Origin of the sequence: Saccharopolyspora sp. ASAGF58 (assembly GCF_012277335.1) — a bacterium.
Taxonomy (GTDB): Bacteria; Actinomycetota; Actinomycetes; order Mycobacteriales; family Pseudonocardiaceae; genus Saccharopolyspora; species Saccharopolyspora hattusasensis.
Genome location: NZ_CP040605.1, coordinates 3,316,468 through 3,335,436 on the forward strand (window position 1 = coordinate 3,316,468; position 18,969 = coordinate 3,335,436).

At 66.7% G+C, this 18,969-nt stretch carries 21 protein-coding genes and 1 pseudogene; 11 read left to right on the forward strand and 11 right to left on the reverse strand.

Annotated elements, in window-relative coordinates:
- Nucleotides 1-60 precede the first annotated feature (60 nt).
- Together FDZ84_RS15760 and FDZ84_RS39995 are read right to left on the reverse strand one after the other, a co-directional pair.
- Nucleotides 61-897, reverse strand: a complete 837-nt coding sequence (locus FDZ84_RS15760; protein WP_168584616.1) for a transposase family protein — start codon at nucleotides 895-897, stop codon at nucleotides 61-63.
- A gap of 193 nt (nucleotides 898-1,090) precedes the next feature.
- Nucleotides 1,091-1,243, reverse strand: a pseudogene (locus FDZ84_RS39995) (acyl-CoA dehydrogenase family protein); the annotation flags it as partial.
- 312 nt (nucleotides 1,244-1,555) lie between these two features.
- Between FDZ84_RS39995 and FDZ84_RS15770 the strand changes: the two are divergent.
- The 7 genes from FDZ84_RS15770 to FDZ84_RS15800 all read left to right on the forward strand — a co-directional run bounded on the left by FDZ84_RS15770 (nucleotide 1,556) and on the right by FDZ84_RS15800 (nucleotide 10,285).
- Nucleotides 1,556-3,319: a lytic murein transglycosylase gene (locus FDZ84_RS15770; RefSeq protein ID WP_246869035.1), complete on the forward strand. Its 1,764-nt coding sequence runs from the start codon at nucleotides 1,556-1,558 to the stop codon at nucleotides 3,317-3,319.
- A 206-nt stretch (nucleotides 3,320-3,525) separates the two neighbouring features.
- Complete coding sequence (locus FDZ84_RS15775) at nucleotides 3,526-4,479, forward strand: Ppx/GppA phosphatase family protein (RefSeq protein WP_168586527.1); 954 nt, start codon at nucleotides 3,526-3,528, stop codon at nucleotides 4,477-4,479.
- 206 nt (nucleotides 4,480-4,685) lie between these two features.
- Nucleotides 4,686-6,317, forward strand: a complete 1,632-nt coding sequence (locus tag FDZ84_RS15780; protein WP_210435583.1) for an ABC transporter substrate-binding protein — start codon at nucleotides 4,686-4,688, stop codon at nucleotides 6,315-6,317.
- Nucleotides 6,318-6,390: 73 nt separating this feature from the next.
- A complete protein-coding gene (locus tag FDZ84_RS15785) occupies nucleotides 6,391-7,317 on the forward strand; it encodes an ABC transporter permease (protein ID WP_168586528.1) in 927 nt (308 codons plus the stop codon).
- Nucleotides 7,310-8,269 (forward strand): ABC transporter permease, encoded by a 960-nt coding sequence (locus tag FDZ84_RS15790; protein WP_168586529.1) that lies wholly within the window; start codon nucleotides 7,310-7,312, stop codon nucleotides 8,267-8,269. Before FDZ84_RS15785 ends, FDZ84_RS15790 begins: the two co-directional genes overlap by 8 nt.
- Nucleotides 8,270-8,280: 11 nt before the next feature.
- Nucleotides 8,281-9,291 carry an ABC transporter ATP-binding protein gene (locus FDZ84_RS15795; RefSeq protein WP_371812860.1) on the forward strand — a complete coding sequence of 337 codons (1,011 nt, stop codon included), beginning with the start codon at nucleotides 8,281-8,283 and terminating at the stop codon, nucleotides 9,289-9,291.
- Complete coding sequence (locus tag FDZ84_RS15800; RefSeq protein WP_168586530.1) at nucleotides 9,284-10,285, forward strand: ABC transporter ATP-binding protein; 1,002 nt, start codon at nucleotides 9,284-9,286, stop codon at nucleotides 10,283-10,285. Before FDZ84_RS15795 ends, FDZ84_RS15800 begins: the two co-directional genes overlap by 8 nt.
- A gap of 83 nt (nucleotides 10,286-10,368) precedes the next feature.
- On the opposite strand, the gene FDZ84_RS15805 is transcribed toward FDZ84_RS15800, so the two are convergent.
- Nucleotides 10,369-10,617 carry a DUF397 domain-containing protein gene (locus tag FDZ84_RS15805; protein ID WP_168586531.1) on the reverse strand — a complete coding sequence of 83 codons (249 nt, stop codon included), beginning with the start codon at nucleotides 10,615-10,617 and terminating at the stop codon, nucleotides 10,369-10,371.
- Nucleotides 10,618-10,633: 16 nt separating this feature from the next.
- Nucleotides 10,634-11,515, reverse strand: a complete 882-nt coding sequence (locus FDZ84_RS15810; RefSeq protein WP_168586532.1) for a helix-turn-helix transcriptional regulator — start codon at nucleotides 11,513-11,515, stop codon at nucleotides 10,634-10,636.
- 433 nt (nucleotides 11,516-11,948) lie between these two features.
- Between FDZ84_RS15810 and FDZ84_RS15815 the strand changes: the two genes are divergently transcribed.
- A complete protein-coding gene (locus FDZ84_RS15815) occupies nucleotides 11,949-12,167 on the forward strand; it encodes a hypothetical protein (RefSeq protein WP_168586533.1) in 219 nt (72 codons plus the stop codon).
- Nucleotides 12,168-12,350: 183 nt separating this feature from the next.
- Here FDZ84_RS15815 and FDZ84_RS15820 read toward each other — a convergent pair whose 3' ends face one another.
- Nucleotides 12,351-12,923, reverse strand: coding sequence for a TetR/AcrR family transcriptional regulator (locus FDZ84_RS15820; RefSeq protein ID WP_168586534.1), 573 nt, complete (start codon nucleotides 12,921-12,923; stop codon nucleotides 12,351-12,353).
- Nucleotides 12,924-13,024: 101 nt separating this feature from the next.
- Here FDZ84_RS15820 and FDZ84_RS15825 point away from each other — a divergent pair, with 101 nt between their 5' ends.
- A complete protein-coding gene (locus tag FDZ84_RS15825) occupies nucleotides 13,025-13,897 on the forward strand; it encodes an NmrA/HSCARG family protein (RefSeq protein WP_168586535.1) in 873 nt (290 codons plus the stop codon).
- A gap of 205 nt (nucleotides 13,898-14,102) precedes the next feature.
- Here FDZ84_RS15825 and FDZ84_RS15830 read toward each other — a convergent pair whose 3' ends face one another.
- Genes FDZ84_RS15830 through FDZ84_RS15855 form a run of 6 tightly spaced genes read right to left on the reverse strand, consistent with a single transcriptional unit; the run spans nucleotide 14,103 to nucleotide 17,288 of the window.
- A complete protein-coding gene (locus tag FDZ84_RS15830; RefSeq protein ID WP_168586536.1) occupies nucleotides 14,103-14,738 on the reverse strand; it encodes a hypothetical protein in 636 nt (211 codons plus the stop codon).
- Entirely contained in the window at nucleotides 14,731-15,102 is a 372-nt protein-coding gene (locus FDZ84_RS15835; RefSeq protein ID WP_168586537.1) for a hypothetical protein, read from the reverse strand. The genes FDZ84_RS15830 and FDZ84_RS15835 overlap by 8 nt, the downstream gene beginning before the upstream one ends.
- 2 nt (nucleotides 15,103-15,104) lie before the next feature.
- The gene (locus FDZ84_RS37800; RefSeq protein WP_210435584.1) at nucleotides 15,105-15,803 is read right to left on the reverse strand and encodes a hypothetical protein; all 699 of its coding nucleotides are present in this window, start codon (nucleotides 15,801-15,803) and stop codon (nucleotides 15,105-15,107) included.
- Between the two features lie 9 nt (nucleotides 15,804-15,812).
- Nucleotides 15,813-16,514 (reverse strand): WXG100 family type VII secretion target, encoded by a 702-nt coding sequence (locus FDZ84_RS15845; protein WP_168586538.1) that lies wholly within the window; start codon nucleotides 16,512-16,514, stop codon nucleotides 15,813-15,815.
- Nucleotides 16,511-16,828 carry a type VII secretion target gene (locus FDZ84_RS15850; protein ID WP_168586539.1) on the reverse strand — a complete coding sequence of 106 codons (318 nt, stop codon included), beginning with the start codon at nucleotides 16,826-16,828 and terminating at the stop codon, nucleotides 16,511-16,513. Before FDZ84_RS15850 ends, FDZ84_RS15845 begins: the two co-directional genes overlap by 4 nt.
- Nucleotide 16,829: 1 nt before the next feature.
- Complete coding sequence (locus FDZ84_RS15855; RefSeq protein WP_168586540.1) at nucleotides 16,830-17,288, reverse strand: YbaB/EbfC family nucleoid-associated protein; 459 nt, start codon at nucleotides 17,286-17,288, stop codon at nucleotides 16,830-16,832.
- A 129-nt stretch (nucleotides 17,289-17,417) separates the two neighbouring features.
- On the opposite strand from FDZ84_RS15855, the gene tnpA reads away from it, so the two are divergent.
- Nucleotides 17,418-17,819 carry an IS200/IS605 family transposase gene (gene tnpA, locus FDZ84_RS15860; protein WP_168586541.1) on the forward strand — a complete coding sequence of 134 codons (402 nt, stop codon included), beginning with the start codon at nucleotides 17,418-17,420 and terminating at the stop codon, nucleotides 17,817-17,819.
- A complete protein-coding gene (locus tag FDZ84_RS15865; protein ID WP_168586542.1) occupies nucleotides 17,816-18,823 on the forward strand; it encodes an RNA-guided endonuclease TnpB family protein in 1,008 nt (335 codons plus the stop codon). The genes tnpA and FDZ84_RS15865 overlap by 4 nt, the downstream gene beginning before the upstream one ends.
- Nucleotides 18,824-18,969: the final 146 nt, after the last annotated feature.

Consider the following 18,969-nt stretch of genomic DNA (forward strand, 5'->3'; position numbering starts at 1 on the left):
GTGTCGGAGTGCGACACGCCGATGATCTGCGATTTCCATTGAATTGATCTCAGTAGGGGGTTATGCGAGTCGGCCGTGTTCGAATTGGGTGAGTACGAGTGCGGCTTTGACGATGAGGCCGATTTTGCGGGGGCTGGTGGTGAAGTGTCGTAGGACGCGCCAACGGCCGGTGAGCAGGGCGAATCCACGTTCGCCGAGGGCGCGCAGGCCGCGCAGCAGTTTGTTGTAGGTCTGGTTGTCGACGTCGAGTGGGCGGCCTTTGCTGGTTTTGGGGCGTTTGATCGGGGTGAGGACCCCGGCTCCGGCACCCTGGTAGCCGCCGTCGGCCAGGGTGGGTAGGTTGAGCTGGGAGTAAGCCCAGTACAGGGCGCCGAGGACGTGGTTTTCAGCGGCGGTGATGTCGTGGATGGACCCGGGCTCGACGTCGGAGGCCCACAGCGGGAACCCGTCCGGGTCTGTCAGTGCTTGGATGTTGCCGGCTTGTTCGCGGGTTTTCCCGGAGTACCACAGGTCGATCTCGGCGCCTTTGGCGCTGGTGGTCTTTTCGCCGAGACGGTCGGAGGAGAAGTTTTTGCCGTCCAGGATCAGATAGGCGTCGCCGTTGTCTTTGGCCCGTTGCAGGGCGTCGTGCAGATCCGGGGCCTGCGCGGCCAGTGCCTTGATGCCCTCGTCGACATACCGGTAGCCGGTGGCACGGGCGACACCGTGATCGCGAGCCAGTTTGGTGATGTCGGTATCGTCCCGGAACCACCGCAGGACCAGCACAGCCTGCCAGAACGTGGTCAACGCCCGGCGCCCCTTGCGGGTCCCTTTCCGGCGGCGTTCACCGGCCAACAGCCGGCTGAGGAAGACCACCAGTTCACGGGGAACATCGAGTTTGGCAGAATACGTGACCACGTGGGGCCCTCCCTGGTCGAAGATCCTTTCTTGGTCGAACTTCTTCTACCAGGGACCCCACGTCCCACTCTCCCCGGGCCAGCCCTACCCGATCACACACCCATTCCGGCAGGCCGCCCTCCAGAGACTTCTTACTGAGATCACCTCATTGAAATTGGGCCTTCGATTTCAATGGAAATTGCGTCGGCGGGTCCAGTGCGCGCAACAGGTCCAGCGCGGTGACGTTGCCCGAGCCTTCTCGGATCGAGCTCAGCGGCGCTTCCCGGTACAGCATCATTCCGGATTCCTCGACGTATCCGTTGCCACCCAGGCATTCCAGCGCTTCCGCCACCACCGTGGGGGCCTTCATCGACCCGGTTGCCGTAGCGAGCGGATCGAACCTGGCCAGCGGAGGCGGCTTTCGGCTACCCGGGTGGGTGCTGAATGAGGGCGGCGCGTCGATGAGCGCCATGTTCGGAGGGTAGGCGCTAACCTCACCCGAATAGCTGGGATTCCGGTGATTGCGCCGCCTGTTCGGAGCAACCGGACCGGCCAGCCCATTCGATCACCAGTCGGACGGGTGACGTGCCCGCTCGCCATCCGGCGTTCCTCGAACCGGTGGTGTATCCAAGGAGCCATCTCGGTTTTTCCGGTGATGTTCGTCTGGGGATGGAAGCTAGTGACGGCTCGCAACAAGCGCCGCGGCAAGCACGAGTGGAAATCGGCTCCGCGGCTCGGCGCGGTGGCTCGGCGGAAGGCGCGCAAGTGGGTTGCCGTGACCGCGATGGCTCCGGTGCTGCTGCTGCCGACGACGCTGGCGGCGTCGAGTTCGTTCCTGACCGATCCTCGGCAGCCTGTCGGCGAGGAGCCCGATCCGCGCGAACTCGGCGTGAGCGGGAACCTCCCGCAGGTACCGCTGCTCAGCCCCGAGGTGCTGGCGCGGGCGGCCGACCCGCGGCAACTCGCCACCGGCGCGGGGCCGCAGGTGGAACTGCCGACCGGGTCGCTGGGCATCCCGGGAGAGGTGCTGAACGCCTACGTGCGGGCCGCGAACCAGATGGATCGCGGTGGGCAGGACTGCGGTTTGCACTGGTCGGTGCTGGCCTCGATCGGCCGGATCGAGTCCGGCCACGCTCGCTCCGGCAACGTCGACGTGCTCGGCACGACGGTGCGGGCGATCCTCGGCCCTCGGCTGTCCGGCGACCCGGGCATCGCGGCGATCCCGGACACCGACGCGGGCCGCTACGACGGTGACCCGGTGTGGGACAGGGCGGTCGGGCCCATGCAGTTCATCCCGTCGACCTGGCAGAAGTACGCCGTCGACGGCAACGACGACGGGGTCGCGAGCCCGCACAACATCTACGACGCCAGCGTCGCGGCTGCGCGGTATCTGTGCAGCGGCGGCGACTTGCGCAGTCCGCAGAACCTCGCGGCGGCGGTGTTCCGCTACAACCACTCCGACAGCTACGTGCGGACGGTGCTGATCTGGGCGGCCGCATATGCGCACGGAGTCACGCCGACGCCTTCCGAGCTGGCGCCGGAGGTCGGCGACGTGCTCGAAGGCGAGCGCCTGCCGGACGGCCCGCAGGTGCTGGCAATGGTTCCGCCCGCGCCTCCAGCGCCGACCGGAGCGCCTGCGCCGCAGCCCACCCCGGCCACGCCCGCACCGACCGGCCCGCCGCCCGATGCGACGCCCCGCCCGGCGGAGCCGCCGACGATCGGGGTCCCGCCGCTGGAGATCCCGGAACCGTCCTCGCCGGAACTCACCCCACCGAACCCGACACCGACCGTGCCCCAACCGGGTCTGCCGCCGGGTTCGGTTCAGCCTGCGCCGCCGTCGAGTTCGGGCCAACCGGGCCTGCCACCAAGCTTGGGCCAGCCTGCGCCACCGCAGAGCTCAAGCCAACCAGGTCCACCGCCGATTTCGGATCAGCCTGCGCCACCGCAGAACTCGGCGCAGCCCGGCGTGTCGCCGGATTCTGCCCAGCCCGGCCTGCCGCCGGGTTCGGCGCAGCCTGCACCGCCGCCCAGCTCAGGCCAACCGGATCTACCGCCGGGCTCGACGCAGCCCGGTCCGCCAGCGGGTTCGGCACCGCCAGGGCCGCCGCCGGGTTCAGGCCAGCCGAGCCCGCCGGTTGCTGCGCCTGTGCCGCCCGATGTGGCTCCGACTGGGGCTTCGGTTCCGCCGCCGTCCACGCCCGCGCCGCCGGTGGAGGCGAGGCCGCCGTCCTCGACGCCGGACGAGGCGCCGACGTCCTGCGCCCCGGGAGTGCTCAGCAGCGGGGAGTTCGCCACCTCAGAGCAGTCGCCGGGCACGGTCCTGAAACCGGGGGCGAGCGATCCGCACGCCGCGGTGCCGGGCCAGACCGTCTACGTCGAATCGGGAACGCAAGGCCTGCTCGCGCCCTGCGTCGTCCCGGAGGGATTCTTGCCGATCCGGTGAGTCACGCCGGCCGTGAGCCATTCGGGTAATTCATAGCAACCCGAAAGGCTCACGGTCGGCGTTCTGCTGAAGCCGATCACCTGCTACCACCGCCGGCTGGCGCTGCGCGTCTCGCGTTTCCGGGTCTGCTGGGCGGCTCGTGCCTGGCCGGTAGCGTGAACGGTGGGGGCGCGGTGGGCGCTACCCGACGAACGAGGAGGACGCAGATGTCACGGGTCGCGGCGATCGACTGCGGGACGAATTCGATCCGCCTGCTGGTGGCCGACGTGACCGCGCACGACGACGGTCGGCGCGATCTGCGCGACGTCTACCGCGGCATGCGGATCGTCCGGCTCGGGCAGGGCGTGGACGCCACCGGCCGGCTTGCCGACGAGGCGCTGGAGCGCACCCAGGCGGCGCTGGCGGAGTACGCCGCGATCGCCGTTCGCAAGGGGGTCGAGCGCGTCCGCATGGTGGCGACCTCGGCCACCCGGGACGCGTCCAACCGCGAGGATTTCTTCGCCATGGTGCGGGAAACGTTGGGGGTCGACGCCGAGGTGATCACCGGCGACGAGGAGGCGCGGCTGTCGTTCACCGGCGCGGTCGGCGACCTCGACCCGGAGGACGGGCCGTTCGTCGTCACCGACATCGGCGGCGGCTCCACCGAGCTAGTCGTGGGCACCTGGGACGGTGTGCGCGCCGACATCACCGCCGCGTACTCCGCCGACGTCGGTTGCGTGCGGCTGACGGAGCGCTGCCTGCACAGCGACCCGCCCACCGACGAGGAGGTCCGGGAGGCCGAGAAGGTGGCCCGGCAGATCCTCGACGACGCGTTCGCGGCGGTGGACTGTTCGGGCGCGCGCACCTGGGTCGGGGTGGCCGGCACGGTGACCACCTTGTCCGCAATCGCACAGCGACTGCCCGAATACGATCCGGCGGCAATTCATCTTTCCCATATTTCCCAGATTCGAGTCGAACAGATCAGCGACGATCTTTTTCGTATGACGCATGACGAACGCGCCGCGATCGGCGCCATGCACCCAGGTCGAGTGGACGTGATCGGCGGCGGTGCGCTGGTCGTGAAGGTGTTGGCAGACGAATTGGCGGAGCGCGCTGGCATTTCCGTCATGACTGTCAGTGAGCACGACATCCTGGACGGGATAGCACTGTCTATCAGCTAGTTCTCAGGATGTGGACGCTATATTCCGCCTTTTGGGTGACAAATTTACTAGAACGATTCAGAAGGTGACGGCTTTGTGACAGGGCATTGCTGTGAAAAGGTTCTCACTTATGTTTACGCTCATCTGACGCGGCGGTGAATGATCCGCCGCGCGTGGTGACCCCGGAAATGAACACTTGGGGCACGCGTGGAAGCGGGAGGACCTACATGCGAAAGGGACGCTTGGCCGCAATGGTCGCCGCCCCGCTGGCGGTGGCGATGATCGCCACCGGCTGCGGTGGAGGCGGCAGCGGCTCCGGAGACGACGGCATCGTCACCCTCGACTGGGGCGAGCCGGAGAACCCTCTGGTCCCGGCGAACACCACCGAGGAAAACGGCGGCTTCGTCGTCAATGCCCTGTTCACCGGCCTGGTCGACTACCGGGCCAGTGATCTGAAGGTGGAGAACGCGGTCGCGGACTCGATCGAGTCCACCGACCACCAGAACTACACGATCAAGCTGAAGCCGGGCTGGACGTTCCACGACGGGACCCCGGTCAAGGCCAAGAACTTCGTGGATGCCTGGAACTACAACGCATACGGTCCGAACGGCCTCCAGGGCGCCAGCTTCTTCGAGCAGATCGACGGCTACGACCAGATGCAGTCCGAGGACCCGGACGGCAAGGACGGGCCGCAGCAGGCCCCGCCGCCGGCGGCCAAGGAGCTGTCCGGCCTCAAGGTCGTCGACGACAACACCTTCACCGTCAGGCTGAAGGCGCCGTTTACGATCTTCCCGGTCGTGCTGGGCTACTCCGCCTACATGCCGCTGCCGGACTCGTTCTTCAAGGACCCGAAGGCCTTCGAGGAACACCCGATCGGAAACGGGCCGTTCAAGTTCGAGTCCCGCGTTCCGAACCAGGAGCTGAACGTCACCGCGTACGAGAACTACGCGGGCGCCAACAAGCCGGCCATCAAGGGCGCCAAGTTCAAGGTCTACGAGCAGCTCGACAGCGCCTACCAGGACCTGACCGCGGGCAACCTGGACTTCCTGCGGGCGATCCCGGTCTCCGCGCTGATCGGTGACAAGTGGAAGCAGGACCTCGGCGAGCACGCCCACCAGAAGCCGGGTCTGCTGACCCAGACGCTGGGCTTCCCGCTCTACGACCCGAAGTTCAAGAACCCCTTGCTGCGCAAGGCGATCTCGATGTCCATCGACCGCAAGACGATCACCCAGCAGGTGTTCGCCGGTGGTCGTGACCCGGCGGACGGCTTCGCCACCGCGGCGGTCGACGGCTACCACCCTAACCAGTGCGGTGAGGCCTGCGAGTTCAACCCGGAGAAGGCCAAGCAGTACCTGCAGCAGGCGGGTGGCTTCCAGGGCGTGCTGACCGTCGAGACCAATGGCGACGGCGGCCACAACGAGTGGGTGCAGGCGGTGGCCGCGAGCATCAAGCAGAACCTCGGCATCGAGACGCAGTTCGTCCCGACCCCGACGTTCGGCGAGTTCCGGCAGAAGGCCAACGGATACAAGTTCAGCGGCCTGTTCCGGACCGGTTGGAAGGCCGACTACCCGAACATCGAGACCTTCCTGACCCAGCTGTACCGCACGAACGCGTCGTCGAACGACTACAAGTACAGCAACCCGGCGTTCGACGCGGCCCTCGACAAGGCGAACGCGGCTCCCACCATCGAGGCGGCCACCGCTGCCTACGCCGATGCGGAGAAGCTGCTCGCCGACGACCTGCCGCTGATCCCGCTGTGGACGCAGCCGGTGCAGTACGGCTTCTCGGAGCGGATCGCTGAAGGTGAGGTCAAGGCTTACCGTGAACTTGACCTGACCACGGTGCGCCTGAAGCAGTAAGAACCGAGCCGGAGCCCGGCCCGCCGTGATCCGGCGGGCCGGGCCCTGCATTGGCTGTGATTAGGAGGCCCGAATGGGTCGCTACTTGTTGCGGCGGCTGCTGCAACTGATCCCGGTCTTCATCGGGACAACTCTGATCATCTACTTGCTCGTCTGGGCGATCCCGGGTGACCCGTTCGCGGGAAAGTGCGGCGACCGCGGCTGTCCGCCCGCCTATATCGCCGAGATGCACGAGAAGTACAACCTTGACGATCCGTTGATCGTTCAATACTTCAAGTACCTCGGGAAGCTCCTAACGGGTGATTTCGGGGAGACCTACGCGGGCATCCAGATCAGCACGCTGATCCAGAACGCCTACCCGACCACCATCAAGCTCGCCGTCGTCGCGCTGGTCATCGAGGGCGTCATCGGCCTGGCGGCCGGCATCCTGACCGGCCTGCGCGGCCGCGGATTCCTGGACAACCTGGTCCTGGTGTCCACCCTGTTCCTGATCTCGCTGCCGGTGTTCGTCACCGGTTTCGTGCTGCAGATCACCTTGGGCAGCGAACTCGGCATCATCAAGCCAACGGTCAGCGCGAACCCGTCGATCGGGGAACTGATCGTGCCCGGCTTCGTGCTCGGCTCGCTGTCCATGGCCTACGTGGCGCGGCTGACCAGGACCGCCATGATGGAGAACCGCCACGCGGACTTCGTCCGGACCGCGGTCGCCAAGGGGCTGGAACCCAAGCGCGTGGTCGGCGTGCACCTGCTGCGGAACTCGTTGATCCCGGTGATCACCTTCCTGGGCACCGACCTCGGCACGCTGATGGGTGGCGCGATCGTGACCGAGGGCGTGTTCAACATCCACGGCATCGGAGGCCTGGTCTTCAAGTCGATCCTGACCAAGGAAGGCGCCACGGTGACCGGGATCGTCACCCTGCTGGTGCTGGTTTACCTGCTGATGAACCTGCTCGTGGACATCCTCTACGCGGTTCTCGACCCGAGGATCCGATATGACTGACCAAAGTGTTTCCAGCCTGGTCACCGGCCCGGCCGTGGGACCGGAGGACCCGGTCCCCTCGACTACAGGGGGCAAGTCCCAGAAGCCCCGCGGCCTCTGGGGCGACGCGTGGCTGGAACTGCGGCGCCGCCCGCTGTTCATCGCGGCGTCCCTGATCATCCTGGCGCTGCTGTTCATCACGGCGTTCCCGGGCGTGTTCACGTCGGTAGACCCGTCGTGGACGAACCTCTCCAAGTCCAGGCAGCCGCCTTCCGCCGAGGCCTGGTTCGGCTACGACAACCTCGGACGGGACATCTTCGCCCGCGCGATCTACGGCACCCGCGCATCAATCGCGGTGGGTGTGCTGGCGACGCTGCTGACCGTGCTGTTCGGCGGTGCCGTCGGCATCATCGCCGGCTTCTTCGGCGGTTGGGTGGACAACCTGCTGTCCCGGTTCTCCGAGATCTTCCTGGGCCTGCCGTTCGTGCTGGGTGCGATCGTCATCCTTACCACCTTCAACGCCGAGGTGGCCATTCCCAGCGCGACGCGGATCGTCGCCCAGGTCGTGCTGACGATCGCGGTGCTGTCCTGGCCGATCTCGATGCGCATCATGCGCTCGGCGGCGATCTCGGCGAAGCAGCAGGACTACGTGAAGGCGGCGCGGGCGCTCGGCGCCAGCGCGCCGCGGATCATCCTGCGGCACATGCTGCCGAACTGCCTCGCACCGGTGCTGGTGTACTCGACGATCGCGTTGGGCGGCTTCATCGGTGCCGAGGCGACGCTGTCGTTCCTGGGCATCGGGTTGCGCGACCCGGTCGTGTCGTGGGGCGTGATGATCGCCGAGTCGCGCTTCTACATCCAGGCGGCGCCGCACCTGCTGTTCTTCCCGGCCGGGTTCCTGGTGATCACGGTGCTGGCGTTCGTGATGCTCGGTGACGCCGTGCGCGACGCGCTCGACCCGAAGCAGAGGTAGGAGAAACCGATTTGTCTACTGTGGACAATAAGGCTCCGGCGGAGCGGCTGCTGGAGGTCGAAGACCTGCACGTGGAGTTCCGCACACGGGACGGCGTGGCCAAGGTCCTTAACGGGGTGAGCTACCACGTCGACGCCGGCGAAACCCTCGCCGTGCTCGGCGAATCCGGCTCCGGCAAGAGCGTCACCGCGCAGACCATCATGGGCATCCTCGACATCCCGCCCGGTGCGATCACCGGCGGGGCGATCCGGTACCAGGGCGAGGACCTGCTCACGGCGTCGGACAGCCGTCGCCGGGAGTTGCGCGGCGACTCGATGGCGATGATCTTCCAGGACGCGCTGTCCGCGCTGAACCCGGTCTACACCGTCGGGTTCCAGATCGCCGAGCAGCTGCGGATGCGCCGCGGCATGTCCCGCAAGGCCGCCATGGCCAGGACCGTCGAGCTGCTGGACCAGGTGAAGATCCCGAACGCCAAGCAGCGCGTGAAGGAGTACCCGCACCAGTTCTCCGGCGGCATGCGGCAGCGCGCGATGATCGCGATGTCGCTGGCGCTGGACCCGGAACTGCTAATCGCCGACGAGCCCACCACCGCACTGGACGTCACGGTGCAGGCCCAGATCATGGACCTGCTCGACGAGCTGCGCCGGGAACTCGGCATGGGGCTCATCCTGATCACCCACGACCTGGGCGTGGTCGCCGAGGTCGCGGACCGGATCGTGGTGATGTACGCGGGGCGGATCGTGGAGTCTGCGGACGCCTACTCGCTGTACAAGCAGCCGGGCCACCCGTACACCGAGGGCCTGATGCGGTCGATCCCGCGCCTGGACCTCAAGGGGCAGGAGCTGGAGACCATCAAGGGCCTGCCGCCGAACCTGCTCGCGGTGCCGCCGGGCTGCCCGTTCCACCCGCGCTGCCCGCGCGCCCAGGAACGCTGCCGCCAGGAGGTGCCGACCTACCACCAGTTGGGTCTGGGGCGGGCCAGCGCCTGCCACTTCGCGGAGGAGTTGATGACCCGTGGCTGAGCCGATCCTCCAGGTGCGGGACCTGGTCAAGCACTTCCCGGTCACCCAGGGCGTGCTGTTCAAGCGCACCATCGGCCACGTGCGGGCCGTTGATGGCGTGTCGTTCGACCTCAACCGGGGCGAAACGCTCGGCGTGGTGGGCGAGTCCGGCTGCGGCAAGTCGACCCTGGCGCAGGTGCTGATGCGGCTGGAGAAGCCGACCAGCGGCACCGCCCTGTTCGAGGGCCGCGACATGTTCAAGATGCGCGGCGCCGAGCTGCGCAAGCTGCGCCGCGACCTGCAGATCGTGCTGCAGGACCCGTACACCTCGCTGAACCCGCGGCGCACCGTGGGCGACATCATCGGGGAGCCCTTCGAGATCCACCCCGAGGTGGCGCCGAAGGGCGAGCGGCGGCGGAAGGTGCAGGAACTGCTGGAGGTGGTGGGGCTCAACCCGGAGCACATCCAGCGCTACCCGCATCAGTTCTCCGGCGGACAGCGGCAGCGCATCGGCATCGCGCGGGCGCTGGCGCTGCGGCCGAAGGTGATCATCTGCGACGAGCCGGTGTCCGCGCTAGACGTCTCCATCCAGGCGCAGGTGATGAACCTGCTCGGCGACCTGCAGCACGAGTTCGGGCTGTCGTACGTGTTCATCGCCCACGACCTCGGGGTGGTCCGTCACCTGTCGGACCGGGTGGCGGTGATGTACCTGGGCAAGATCGTGGAGATCGGCTCCGACGAGCAGATCTACGAGCACCCGCAGCACCCGTACACGCAGGCGCTGCTGTCGTCGGTGCCGGTGCCGGACCCGACGCTGCGCGGCAAGCGCGAGATCATCCGGCTGACGGGCGACGTGCCGAGCCCGGCGAACCCGCCGTCGGGCTGCCGCTTCCGCACCCGCTGCTGGAAGGCGCAGGACATCTGCGCGGAGAAGGTCCCGGAGCTGGAAGTCCGCCTGGGCGACCACCCCTCGGCATGCCACTTCGCCGAGGAACGCCCCCGCGTAATCTCCTGACGGGCGATTTTTTCGAGGTGAGGGGCACCCTTGGGCGGTACAGCCACCCAAGGGTCCCCTCACCTCTCACCCGATCCGGTGGTTCAGGCGTCGAGCGCGCCGTCCTTGACGGCCCGCAGGAACGCCTGCCATCGGGCAGGAGTGACGGCTAAGTGCCCGCCATCTCGATCTTTGGTGTCCCGAATCCCGACGGCGTCGAAACCAACACCGACCTCGACGCAGTTGTCGTTGTGGGGGCTATAACTGGACTTCCGCCATCCGACCTCAACGCAGGTGCCTTGCCCCTGCGAGTACGAGGACTTCCGCCAGAGAATCGCTTCATCGCGCTGCATCCGTAGTCTCCAAACGTCATCGCGCGAACTCGTCCGCGACGCGCAGGATGAACTTCTCGGACTCCACCGGGTCCAGCGCAGCCGCCACGAGCTGTTGCCACAGCAGAGTGTATGCGTGTACATCGTCGTGTCTGTCCAGGTAGCGGCCGTCAGTGAAGTCCTCGACGTAGAGGAACTCAAGCGGACCGGCGTTGCCGGGCGACGGTACGCGGAAAAGCTTGAAGTCGTGCGTCGCACGCGGTGCTGTCGCTGCGTCAAAGGGAAGAACCTGAATTTGGACGTTTCGAAGTCGCGCGATCTCGGCCGTGTGGCGGAGCTGATTTTCCATCAGCTCCCGATCACCTACGAGGCGGCGAAGTGACGACTCAGAAAGGACGAAGCTGACCTGCGGCGCTTTCGGCTTGGTCAAGACGGATTGGCGTTCCAGCCGTGCTTCCACCGCATCCTCTGTGGACTGATCGCTGGGTTGCACCTGAGACGTGGTGAACAGCGCGCGGATGTACTGCTCCGTTTGAAGCAAGCCTGGCACGATCTCGGTCTGGTATTGGAAGATCGCAGCGGCGTCTGCTTCGAGATCCACTGCCATGCGGAAGTACTTGGAGTACACGGACCGATAGCCGGACCATCGACCACGATCCTGGCTCCCGCGTGCCAGATCGAGCAGCTCGTCCAGGTCGATGGCGTTCGGTGCGTGCTGCTCGTACGCGTTCGCGAGCTTCTTCAGCACATGCTGCGGCAGCGCGGTGTGGCCGCGTTCGATCCTGCTCATCGTGCTGTTGGTCTTCCCGATGAGCTTGCCCGCGGCATCGAGGTCGAGACCGGTCTGCTCCCGCGCGTGACGCAAGAGATGACCTACGAGCAGTCGCCGGACAGTCGGTGTTGGCATGCCGTAGAGCATCGCATTTGATCTGTGTCCCGCAGCGTAACCCGTTCGCATGGTTCTTGATCGTTTAGCTTGCGCCTCATGAGACGCATCAATCACAGTAAAGTGGGATTGCAACAAGTCGGGAGATGCAATGTTTGAAAAGGCTTCTGTGGACTGGTTTTGGCGGCCTGTGGGGGTTGGGCGGCACGCCTTCGGTGTGACCGCGAAGCGGGCCGAGCCGCATGCGCGCGTGACGTCTTTCTGCGGGGTTGAGGTGGAGGCGTGGCAGGTGCAGCGGTTGCCTCCCGAGGCGGAGTGGATCGACGAGGACACCTGCATGGACTGCTGGCGCCGCATCAGCTCGCGTGGGCCACGGGGTCGTGAGTGCGAGATCCGGTTCTTACCGGTTTTCGCACTCACGACCCCTGACCGGCACAAAAGCAACCCACAGCAATGAGGAGAAATCATGTTCTGGCTTCAGGTGAGCACTCTTGTCCTGGTCAACGTGCTGATCGCGAGCATGCTGCTCGTCCGGCTTCCGCGCGCACAGCACGGCGGTGCCGGTGAGGGTGCTTTGAATGTGTGGCAGCTGATCGAGGACATCGAGGCGGAGCGACAACGGGAAGCCGTGGCTACCGGCCGACACCACCTCGATACCGAGACCCTTGCGCGCTTGCGCATCTGACCGCGAGACCTGGTCCGGCGCATCCCCTCCCTCGCCGGACCTCATGGTGGCCGGGCGCTCCGCCCCCGATCCGGCGCCCGGCCACCCCCCGGGAGGGACCGCTGCGCCCGGCTCCGCTCGTGAGTGCTTTGGGCTGCGACGGCTGCTGCTACGGCAACCCAAAGTGCTCACGGCACCCGGGGGTCATCGGGCCGGGCGGAGGCCCGCGTAGAGGACCGCTAGTTCGTGCGCCGGGCGTTGTTCGGCCACGGCGCGGCGGTACATGGTCAGGGCTCCCACGATCAGCGATCGCAACTCGGCCGTCGTCACGTCGGCGCGGACCGCTCCTGCCTGTTGCGCGCGTTCCAGCAGCGTGCCGATGGCGTTGTTGAAGTCGTTTTCCGGGCAGGCCGTTCTCGGTTGCTGGCCCGTCGATTCCAGGGCGTCGCAGATGTCCTTGTTCAGCGCGGCGTGCTCGATCACCCGCTGGAAGTAGTCGTAGAACGCCCGGCCGGGGTCGTCGGCCGTCGCGTGGTCGCGGGCCTCCTCGACCATCCGTTGGATCCGCTCCACCACGACCGCCTCGAAGAGCGCTTCCTTGGTGGGGAAGTGGCGGTAGACGGTGCCGGGGCCGACGCCGGCCCGGCGGGCGATGTCGTCCAGGGGGACGGCCAGGCCTTCGGCGGCGAACAGCTCCTGGGCCGCGGCCAGGACCCGTTCCCGGTTGCGCTGGGCGTCCGCGCGCAGCCGCTTTCCTGAGGCGTTCTTGGTCGTCACGAGTCGAGCCTACCGCTGCCGTGGACAAGCGGGGCGGACGTTCCGTATATTGCGAAATCGGGGCGCACGTTCCGGTTGTGCCCGTTGATGCGGAGGCAGAAGTGTCCACAGCAGACAAGGTCGTACTGGTCGTCGGAGCCACCGGGCAGCAGGGCGGCGCCACCGCCGCACAGCTGCTCAAGCGGGGCTGGCGGGTTCGGGCATTCACCCGCAGCGCGTCCAGCGCCGCCGCGCGGCGGCTCGCCGACGCCGGTGCGGAACTGGTCGAGGGAGACATGGGCGACCGGGCGACGCTGGAGGACGCGATGCGGGGCGTGTATGGCGCTTTCAGCGTCCAGCCGACCTTCATCACGCCCGAGCTGACTCCCGACCTGACGAACGAGAAGGAGATCGGGTGGGGCAAGAACGTCGCAGACGCGGCGAAGGCCGCCGGGGTGCGGCACCTCGTCTACGCCTCGGCGACCAACGCGGAGCGGCGGATCGGATCCCCGACCCTGGACAACAAGTGGGCGATCGAGGAGCACATCCGCGCGCTGGGCGTACCCGCCACGATGCTGCGGCCGGTGTCGTTCATGGAGAACTACCTCGCGATGATGCCGGGGCAGGCCGCCACGGACGGCGAGCTGGTGAGCGCGGTCCGGGCCGACGTGTCGCAGCCCCTGATCGCGCTGGAGGACATCGGCACGTTCGCCGCGCTGGCCTTCGAGAACCCCGACGAGTACGTCGGTCGGGCGGTGGAGATCGCCGGGGATTCGTTGACGCCGCCGGAGATCGCCGCCGCGCTGTCCCGGGCGACCGGCCGGGAACTCCGCCACGTCGAACTGCCGCTGGAGCCCCTGCGCGAACAGAACCCCGTCCTCTACCGCGCCTACTCCGCGATCAACGAACTGGACCTGTCGGTGGACCTCCCGGCCCTGCGCCGAGTCCACCCGGACCTGATGACCTTCGAAACCTGGCTCGCCAAGAAGTCCTGAACTGATCTTCCGAGGCGAAGGGCGCCCTCGGGCGGCTTGGAGGTGCGCGGACCGGGCGCGCCCAGGAGGGGCGATTTCGCGCGAAATCGCCCCTCGGCACGCGTGGAAAGTGACGATTTCGCGCGAAATCGCCGCGACGCCCCCTGGAGGTGACGCGCCCGATCTGCCGACCAGTTGCTCGCTCAGCGGTGCCCGTCACACGTGCTCACATGGTGAGGATGCGGTCGCTGAAGTTCTCCGCGTACTCGACGACGAGCCCCGGCGGCAGCGCGGCGGCGAGGCGCTTGGCCAGGGTGAGCCCGGTGCGCCGGAAGTTCAGCGCGGCCTCCTCGGAGGGGAACGCCGAGTCGGGCGGGTAGTTCTGGTCAAGGATGCCCTGGTAGTCGTGGTCCCAGCGGGCGATGTCCAGCAGCAGGTCGGCCGGGAGGTCGAGCACGTTCCGGATCTCGTCCGGCAGGTAGTTCGCGGCGACCGCCTCCCCGGGGCCGAAGCCGGGCCCGAAGCGGACCCAGAACGGCCCGGCTCCCCATTCGGCGCCGAGCCGGACGCTGGTCGGACGGTTTCCCGCCGGAGGCCACTGCGAACCGTCCACGCGGGCCAGCGGCTCGGGATGCGCGGAGATCACGTAACCGCTGGCGGCGATGCTGAGCGCGACGGGAATCCGCTTGCCGCCGAATTCGACGACGTAGGTCGGACGGTTGTGGCCGACGACCCGCACCGCCTCGGTTCGGCTGGTCGCGACGTGCATGACCAGCTTGTTGATCAGGTCGCCGCTGACGCCGCACCGCGCGAAGTCCGCGCCGTGGCGGTTCCTGATCAAATCCGCGCCTGATTCAGTCATCTTCCCGTTCTCTGTCCGTCGCGCCGGCCTGGATGATTTCCTTGTAATAGCTTACCCGGACGGTCGGTCCGAGTTCGGCGGCCAGTTTTTCCGCCAGTCGCCTGCCGCGCTCTTCCCAACGAACTTCCGCTTCTTCGCTAGGGAATTCCGCTGAAGCGGGGTCGGCCGGATCCCAGATCTGCTGGAATTCGTCATCCCACTCGTTCAGTTCGGCGACCAGTTCCACGGATACGCCGAACTTCTCCGCCAGGTCTTCGGGTTCGGCGTTGTCCTCGAAGCGATCCCCGCTGGTGGTGACCCAGAGCGGCCCCGTTCGCCATTCCGCCGAGATACGCACCGAGAGCAGGGTTTCCGCTTGGTCCATCGCTAATACCCCCGGTGTTTCGGATCGGTCTCTGATTTGGGATCTTTCTGGGCGCCCTTGAACGGATCATCGGCACCTCTCATGTTGGCTCCGACGATGAATCCATTGCTGCCGACGCTCACCGCGACGTACTGCTTCTGGCCGTTGTGCTCGACCTCGTAAATCGGGCGGCCGGGTTCCTTTCCCTGGGTGTACCCGGTGTACTCGCCTTCCGTGGCCGCTTTGTGAACGAAATCCGGCACTTCTTCCTTCGGGATCCCGGCTTGCTCGAACTGGCTCCCGTGCTCTTCGTAGATGTGCTCCAGTCCGGCCCCGCGCTTGCCGCCCTTGCCCTCTTCGAGGAAGACGATCTTCCCGTTGGGGTCTTTGCCGATCTCCACGACCCGGTCCGCGCTGATCTTGATCCCCTGCGCCTGGGCCTCCTCGATGAGGGCCTGCTTCTGCTGGGCCTTGGGATCGGTCTTCGAGGGGTCGGAGGGATCCGTCGGGTTGGTGGATTGGTCGCCCTGATCGGCCCGGCCCTTGTCGGCGTATTCCTTGGTGGCCCTGATGGCGCTCTTGGCGCCCTTGCCGGCGTCGACGTTGCCGACCTTCGTCGGCTGGTTCTTCTTGCCGCTGTGGGTTCCGCCGGGGCCGTCCGGGGTTTTGGTGCTGTGCAGCCCGAACCAAACGGCGAGGGCGAGGAACGTGAGGAATCGCATCGCGCCCGCCTAATCGTTGAGGAGCTTGTTGAGGTTGGTCAGGCTGGTGATCAGGGCCGTGGTGTAGGTGAAGATGCGCGCGGCCCACTTGACCACCGCGGCGGCGATCTGCGCGGCGACCACCGGGATGGTGACCACGAAGATCGCCTCGACCGCCCACACGATCACCCTGGCCACCAGGTCGGCGATCAGGTCGCGAACGATTTCGCGGGTCTGCTCCACCAAACCGCCCGCGCCCTGGGTGGCTTCCGCCATCGCCGCGGAGATCGCGGCCAGCCCCCCGACGGCCTCCACGTTGTTGCCCATCAGGCGGCGGTAGGCGTCCGCGGCCCCGCCGTGCCAACCGGACACGTCCGCCTCGACGCTCGCGCGCAGGTCCTCGGCCATGGAACCGAGTTCCTGGGCCATGTTGTTCCACGTCGACGCGTGCGACATGACCACGTCCGGCTTGCCGGTCAGCTCGTCCAGCATCTCGCGCAGCGGCTCGAAGTACTCCATGGCCCAGCCCAGGCCGTTGGACAGCAGTGCGCTGAACGGGTCCAGCGCGCTCGCCGCGACCTCGATCGCCAGGCCCGTGCCGGCCAGCAGGTCGTCGACCCAGCCCTCGCTCTTGATCGCATCGACCAGGCCCTCGATGCTTTCGGCCAGCCCGGCGCCGGTCCACGCCTCGCGGGACGACTCGACGGGGGCGACCAGTGACTTGTCGGTCATGGCATGCCCTCGCCTGCGGAGCGGATCAGGTCGGCGTGGTCCTTGTCGAGGGATTCGTAGTAGTCGGCGGTGTCGCGCAGCGCCGCCGCGGCGAGTTCGAGGTTCTCCGCCACGTACGCGATCAGCTCGTCCTGGTCGGCGTGCCGTTCCTCCAGCAAGCCGGAAATCCACCCGCACAGCGGCCCGTACGCCTGGTCGTCCTGCGTGATGTGCGAGCTGGCGGATTTCACCGCGCCGAACCGCGCCTGGATCTCCGACACCTTGCTCGCGTGGGCGCGCAACTGCTCGGCGTCGACGCTGAATCCGTCGCCCATGTCACCACCGCCGCTCGTCGAGGTAGGAGTGCGTCTCGTAGTCCTGGTCGTCAACGCCGGGAGCGGCGGCGCTTTCCGGAGCCGGACCGCTCCGCAGGTGCTGCCCGACGCTGTCCGCGATCGCCCGCGCCGCCGGGGATTGGGTGCCCACCGTGTCCGCGATGATCTCCTGCGAGCGGTCGGCGAGCTTGTTCTTGGCCTCGCCGAGAGTCGCCATGATCGTGCGAGCGACGACCTCCGGGCTCGTCCGCTGCATCCGCTCGGTCAGCCGCAGGTCCACCAACGCGCCGGTCGAGTCGATCGTGACCTCGGTCAGCCCGTTCGGATCGCTCGCGGTGACCCGCACTTCCTGCAGCCGCTCGCTCATCGCTTGGGTGTCGGCGGCCAGCTTGTCGATCCGGTCCTTCCAAGCGGCCAAACGCTCGTGAGCGCTGTCCGGATCGAGGATGTTCCCCTCCATCAGTATTCGGCGAGGGGACCCGCTGCTTTAGCTGCGGGGTGAATCGCCGCTACGTTTCGCAGGTTTCGGGTCCTATTCGCCAGCCTCCTCTCGTTATACGTGTGTCGTTTGTATACTTTTGGTGTGTCTGTGGCTAGGAAGGTTCGCCGGTTTTCCGGTGGTGTGTACGACCTTGAGCTGCACGTGGTGTGGTGCCCGAAGTACCGCCGTCCAGTCCTTGGTGGTCGGGTCGCGGCACGACTGGAAGAACTGATCCGCGTGAAGGCTGAGGAACGGGGGTGGGAGATCGTGGCACTGGAAGTGATGCCGGACCACGTGCACCTGTTCGTCAAGCACGACCCCAAGTCGTCGGCGTCGTATCTAGCGAACCAGTTCAAAGGCTTCACATCCCGTGTGCTGCGGGAAGAGTTCCCGCATTTGCGGTCGCGTCTGCCCACGTTGTGGTCGTCGTCGTATTTCGCGGCGTCGGTGGGTGCGGTGAGCGCCGATACGGTACGTCGGTACATCGACACCCAGTGGGAGCGCATGTGAGACGCGCCTACAAGTTCTTGCTCCGGCCGACCAGCAAGCAACAACAAGCGTTGCGGGAAATGCTGGCCGATCATCGTGCGCTCTACAACGCCGCGTTGCAGGAACGCCGAGACGCCTACCGACATACCTCGCAGACCCGAATCCGCTACGGCGACCAGTCCAGCCAACTCAAAGCGATCCGCGCGTTCGCCCCCGAACGTCAGGGGCGCTGGTCGTTCTCGTCGCAGCAGGCCACCCTGCGGCGCCTGGATAAAGCGTTCGCCGCGTTCTTCCGTCGCGTCAAAGCAGGCCAAGAACCCGGGTATCCCCGGTTCAAAGGTGCTGGCCGATTCGACAGTGTTGAGTTCCCTAAGGACGGTGACGGGTGCCGGTGGGACTCCACGCCGCATGACACCCAAACCCGTGTCCGCCTGCAAGGAATCGGGCACATCCGGGTACACCAGCACCGCCCAGTTCAGGGCCGCGTGAAAACGATCAGCGTCAAACGTGTGGGCGATCGGTGGTTCGTCGTGCTGTCCTGCGACGACGTACCAGCGCAACCGCTGCCCGCCACCGGCCGCATGGTTGGCATCGACATGGGGGTGGCGCACTTCGCTACCACCAGCGACGGGGAACACTTCCCGAACCCTCGTTACGCACGCGAAGCTGCTGATGAACTTGCCGAAGCGCAACGCGAACTGGACCACTTCCCCAAACGTGTTCGTGCCGCGAACCGCAGCAAGAAGCACGGTGCAGCCGCCCACAAGGTCGCTCGGCTGCACGGAAAGACCCGGCGTCAGCGGTTGGATCACCACCACAAGACAGCGCTCGTGCTGGTGCGTGCGCACGACGTGATAGCGGTGGAAGACCTCAACATCGCGGGCATGACCCGCGCACCCAAACCTCAACCCGACCCCGACCAGCCGGGCGCGTGCCAACGCTGTGGTCACACAGCGAACGCGGACGTCGTCGGCTCGGTCAACATCCTTTCCAGGGCCGGGCTGGTCCTCTCCGATACTGCATAGCCAGCACCGGGGGAAACCCGCCACTTCAGTGGTAGGTGGAGTCACGTCCCTCCGATTCGCGTAACGGTACAGTGCCGAGATCGAATCTTAAGCAGCGCAGCGCCCATCTACTAGAGGAGAAACCGAAGAATCGGGCAAACCAACGA

Bases quoted from the DNA above. Each gene is read 5' to 3' on its own strand.
- FDZ84_RS15845 (WP_168586538.1), bottom strand. From the start codon at position 16,514: ATGACCGACAAGTCACTGGTCGCCCCCGTCGAGTCGTCCCGCGAGGCG.
- FDZ84_RS15855 (WP_168586540.1), bottom strand. From the start codon at position 17,288: ATGGAGGGGAACATCCTCGATCCGGACAGCGCTCACGAGCGTTTGGCC.
- FDZ84_RS15810 (WP_168586532.1), bottom strand. From the start codon at position 11,515: ATGCTCTACGGCATGCCAACACCGACTGTCCGGCGACTGCTCGTAGGT.
- FDZ84_RS15780 (WP_210435583.1), top strand. From the start codon at position 4,686: ATGCGAAAGGGACGCTTGGCCGCAATGGTCGCCGCCCCGCTGGCGGTG.
- FDZ84_RS15775 (WP_168586527.1), top strand. From the start codon at position 3,526: ATGTCACGGGTCGCGGCGATCGACTGCGGGACGAATTCGATCCGCCTG.
- FDZ84_RS15790 (WP_168586529.1), top strand. From the start codon at position 7,310: ATGACTGACCAAAGTGTTTCCAGCCTGGTCACCGGCCCGGCCGTGGGA.
- FDZ84_RS37800 (WP_210435584.1), bottom strand. From the start codon at position 15,803: ATGCGATTCCTCACGTTCCTCGCCCTCGCCGTTTGGTTCGGGCTGCAC.
- FDZ84_RS15805 (WP_168586531.1), bottom strand. From the start codon at position 10,617: ATGCAGCGCGATGAAGCGATTCTCTGGCGGAAGTCCTCGTACTCGCAG.
- FDZ84_RS15785 (WP_168586528.1), top strand. From the start codon at position 6,391: ATGGGTCGCTACTTGTTGCGGCGGCTGCTGCAACTGATCCCGGTCTTC.
- FDZ84_RS15830 (WP_168586536.1), bottom strand. From the start codon at position 14,738: ATGACTGAATCAGGCGCGGATTTGATCAGGAACCGCCACGGCGCGGAC.
- FDZ84_RS15835 (WP_168586537.1), bottom strand. From the start codon at position 15,102: ATGGACCAAGCGGAAACCCTGCTCTCGGTGCGTATCTCGGCGGAATGG.
- FDZ84_RS15850 (WP_168586539.1), bottom strand. From the start codon at position 16,828: ATGGGCGACGGATTCAGCGTCGACGCCGAGCAGTTGCGCGCCCACGCG.
- FDZ84_RS15815 (WP_168586533.1), top strand. From the start codon at position 11,949: ATGTTCTGGCTTCAGGTGAGCACTCTTGTCCTGGTCAACGTGCTGATC.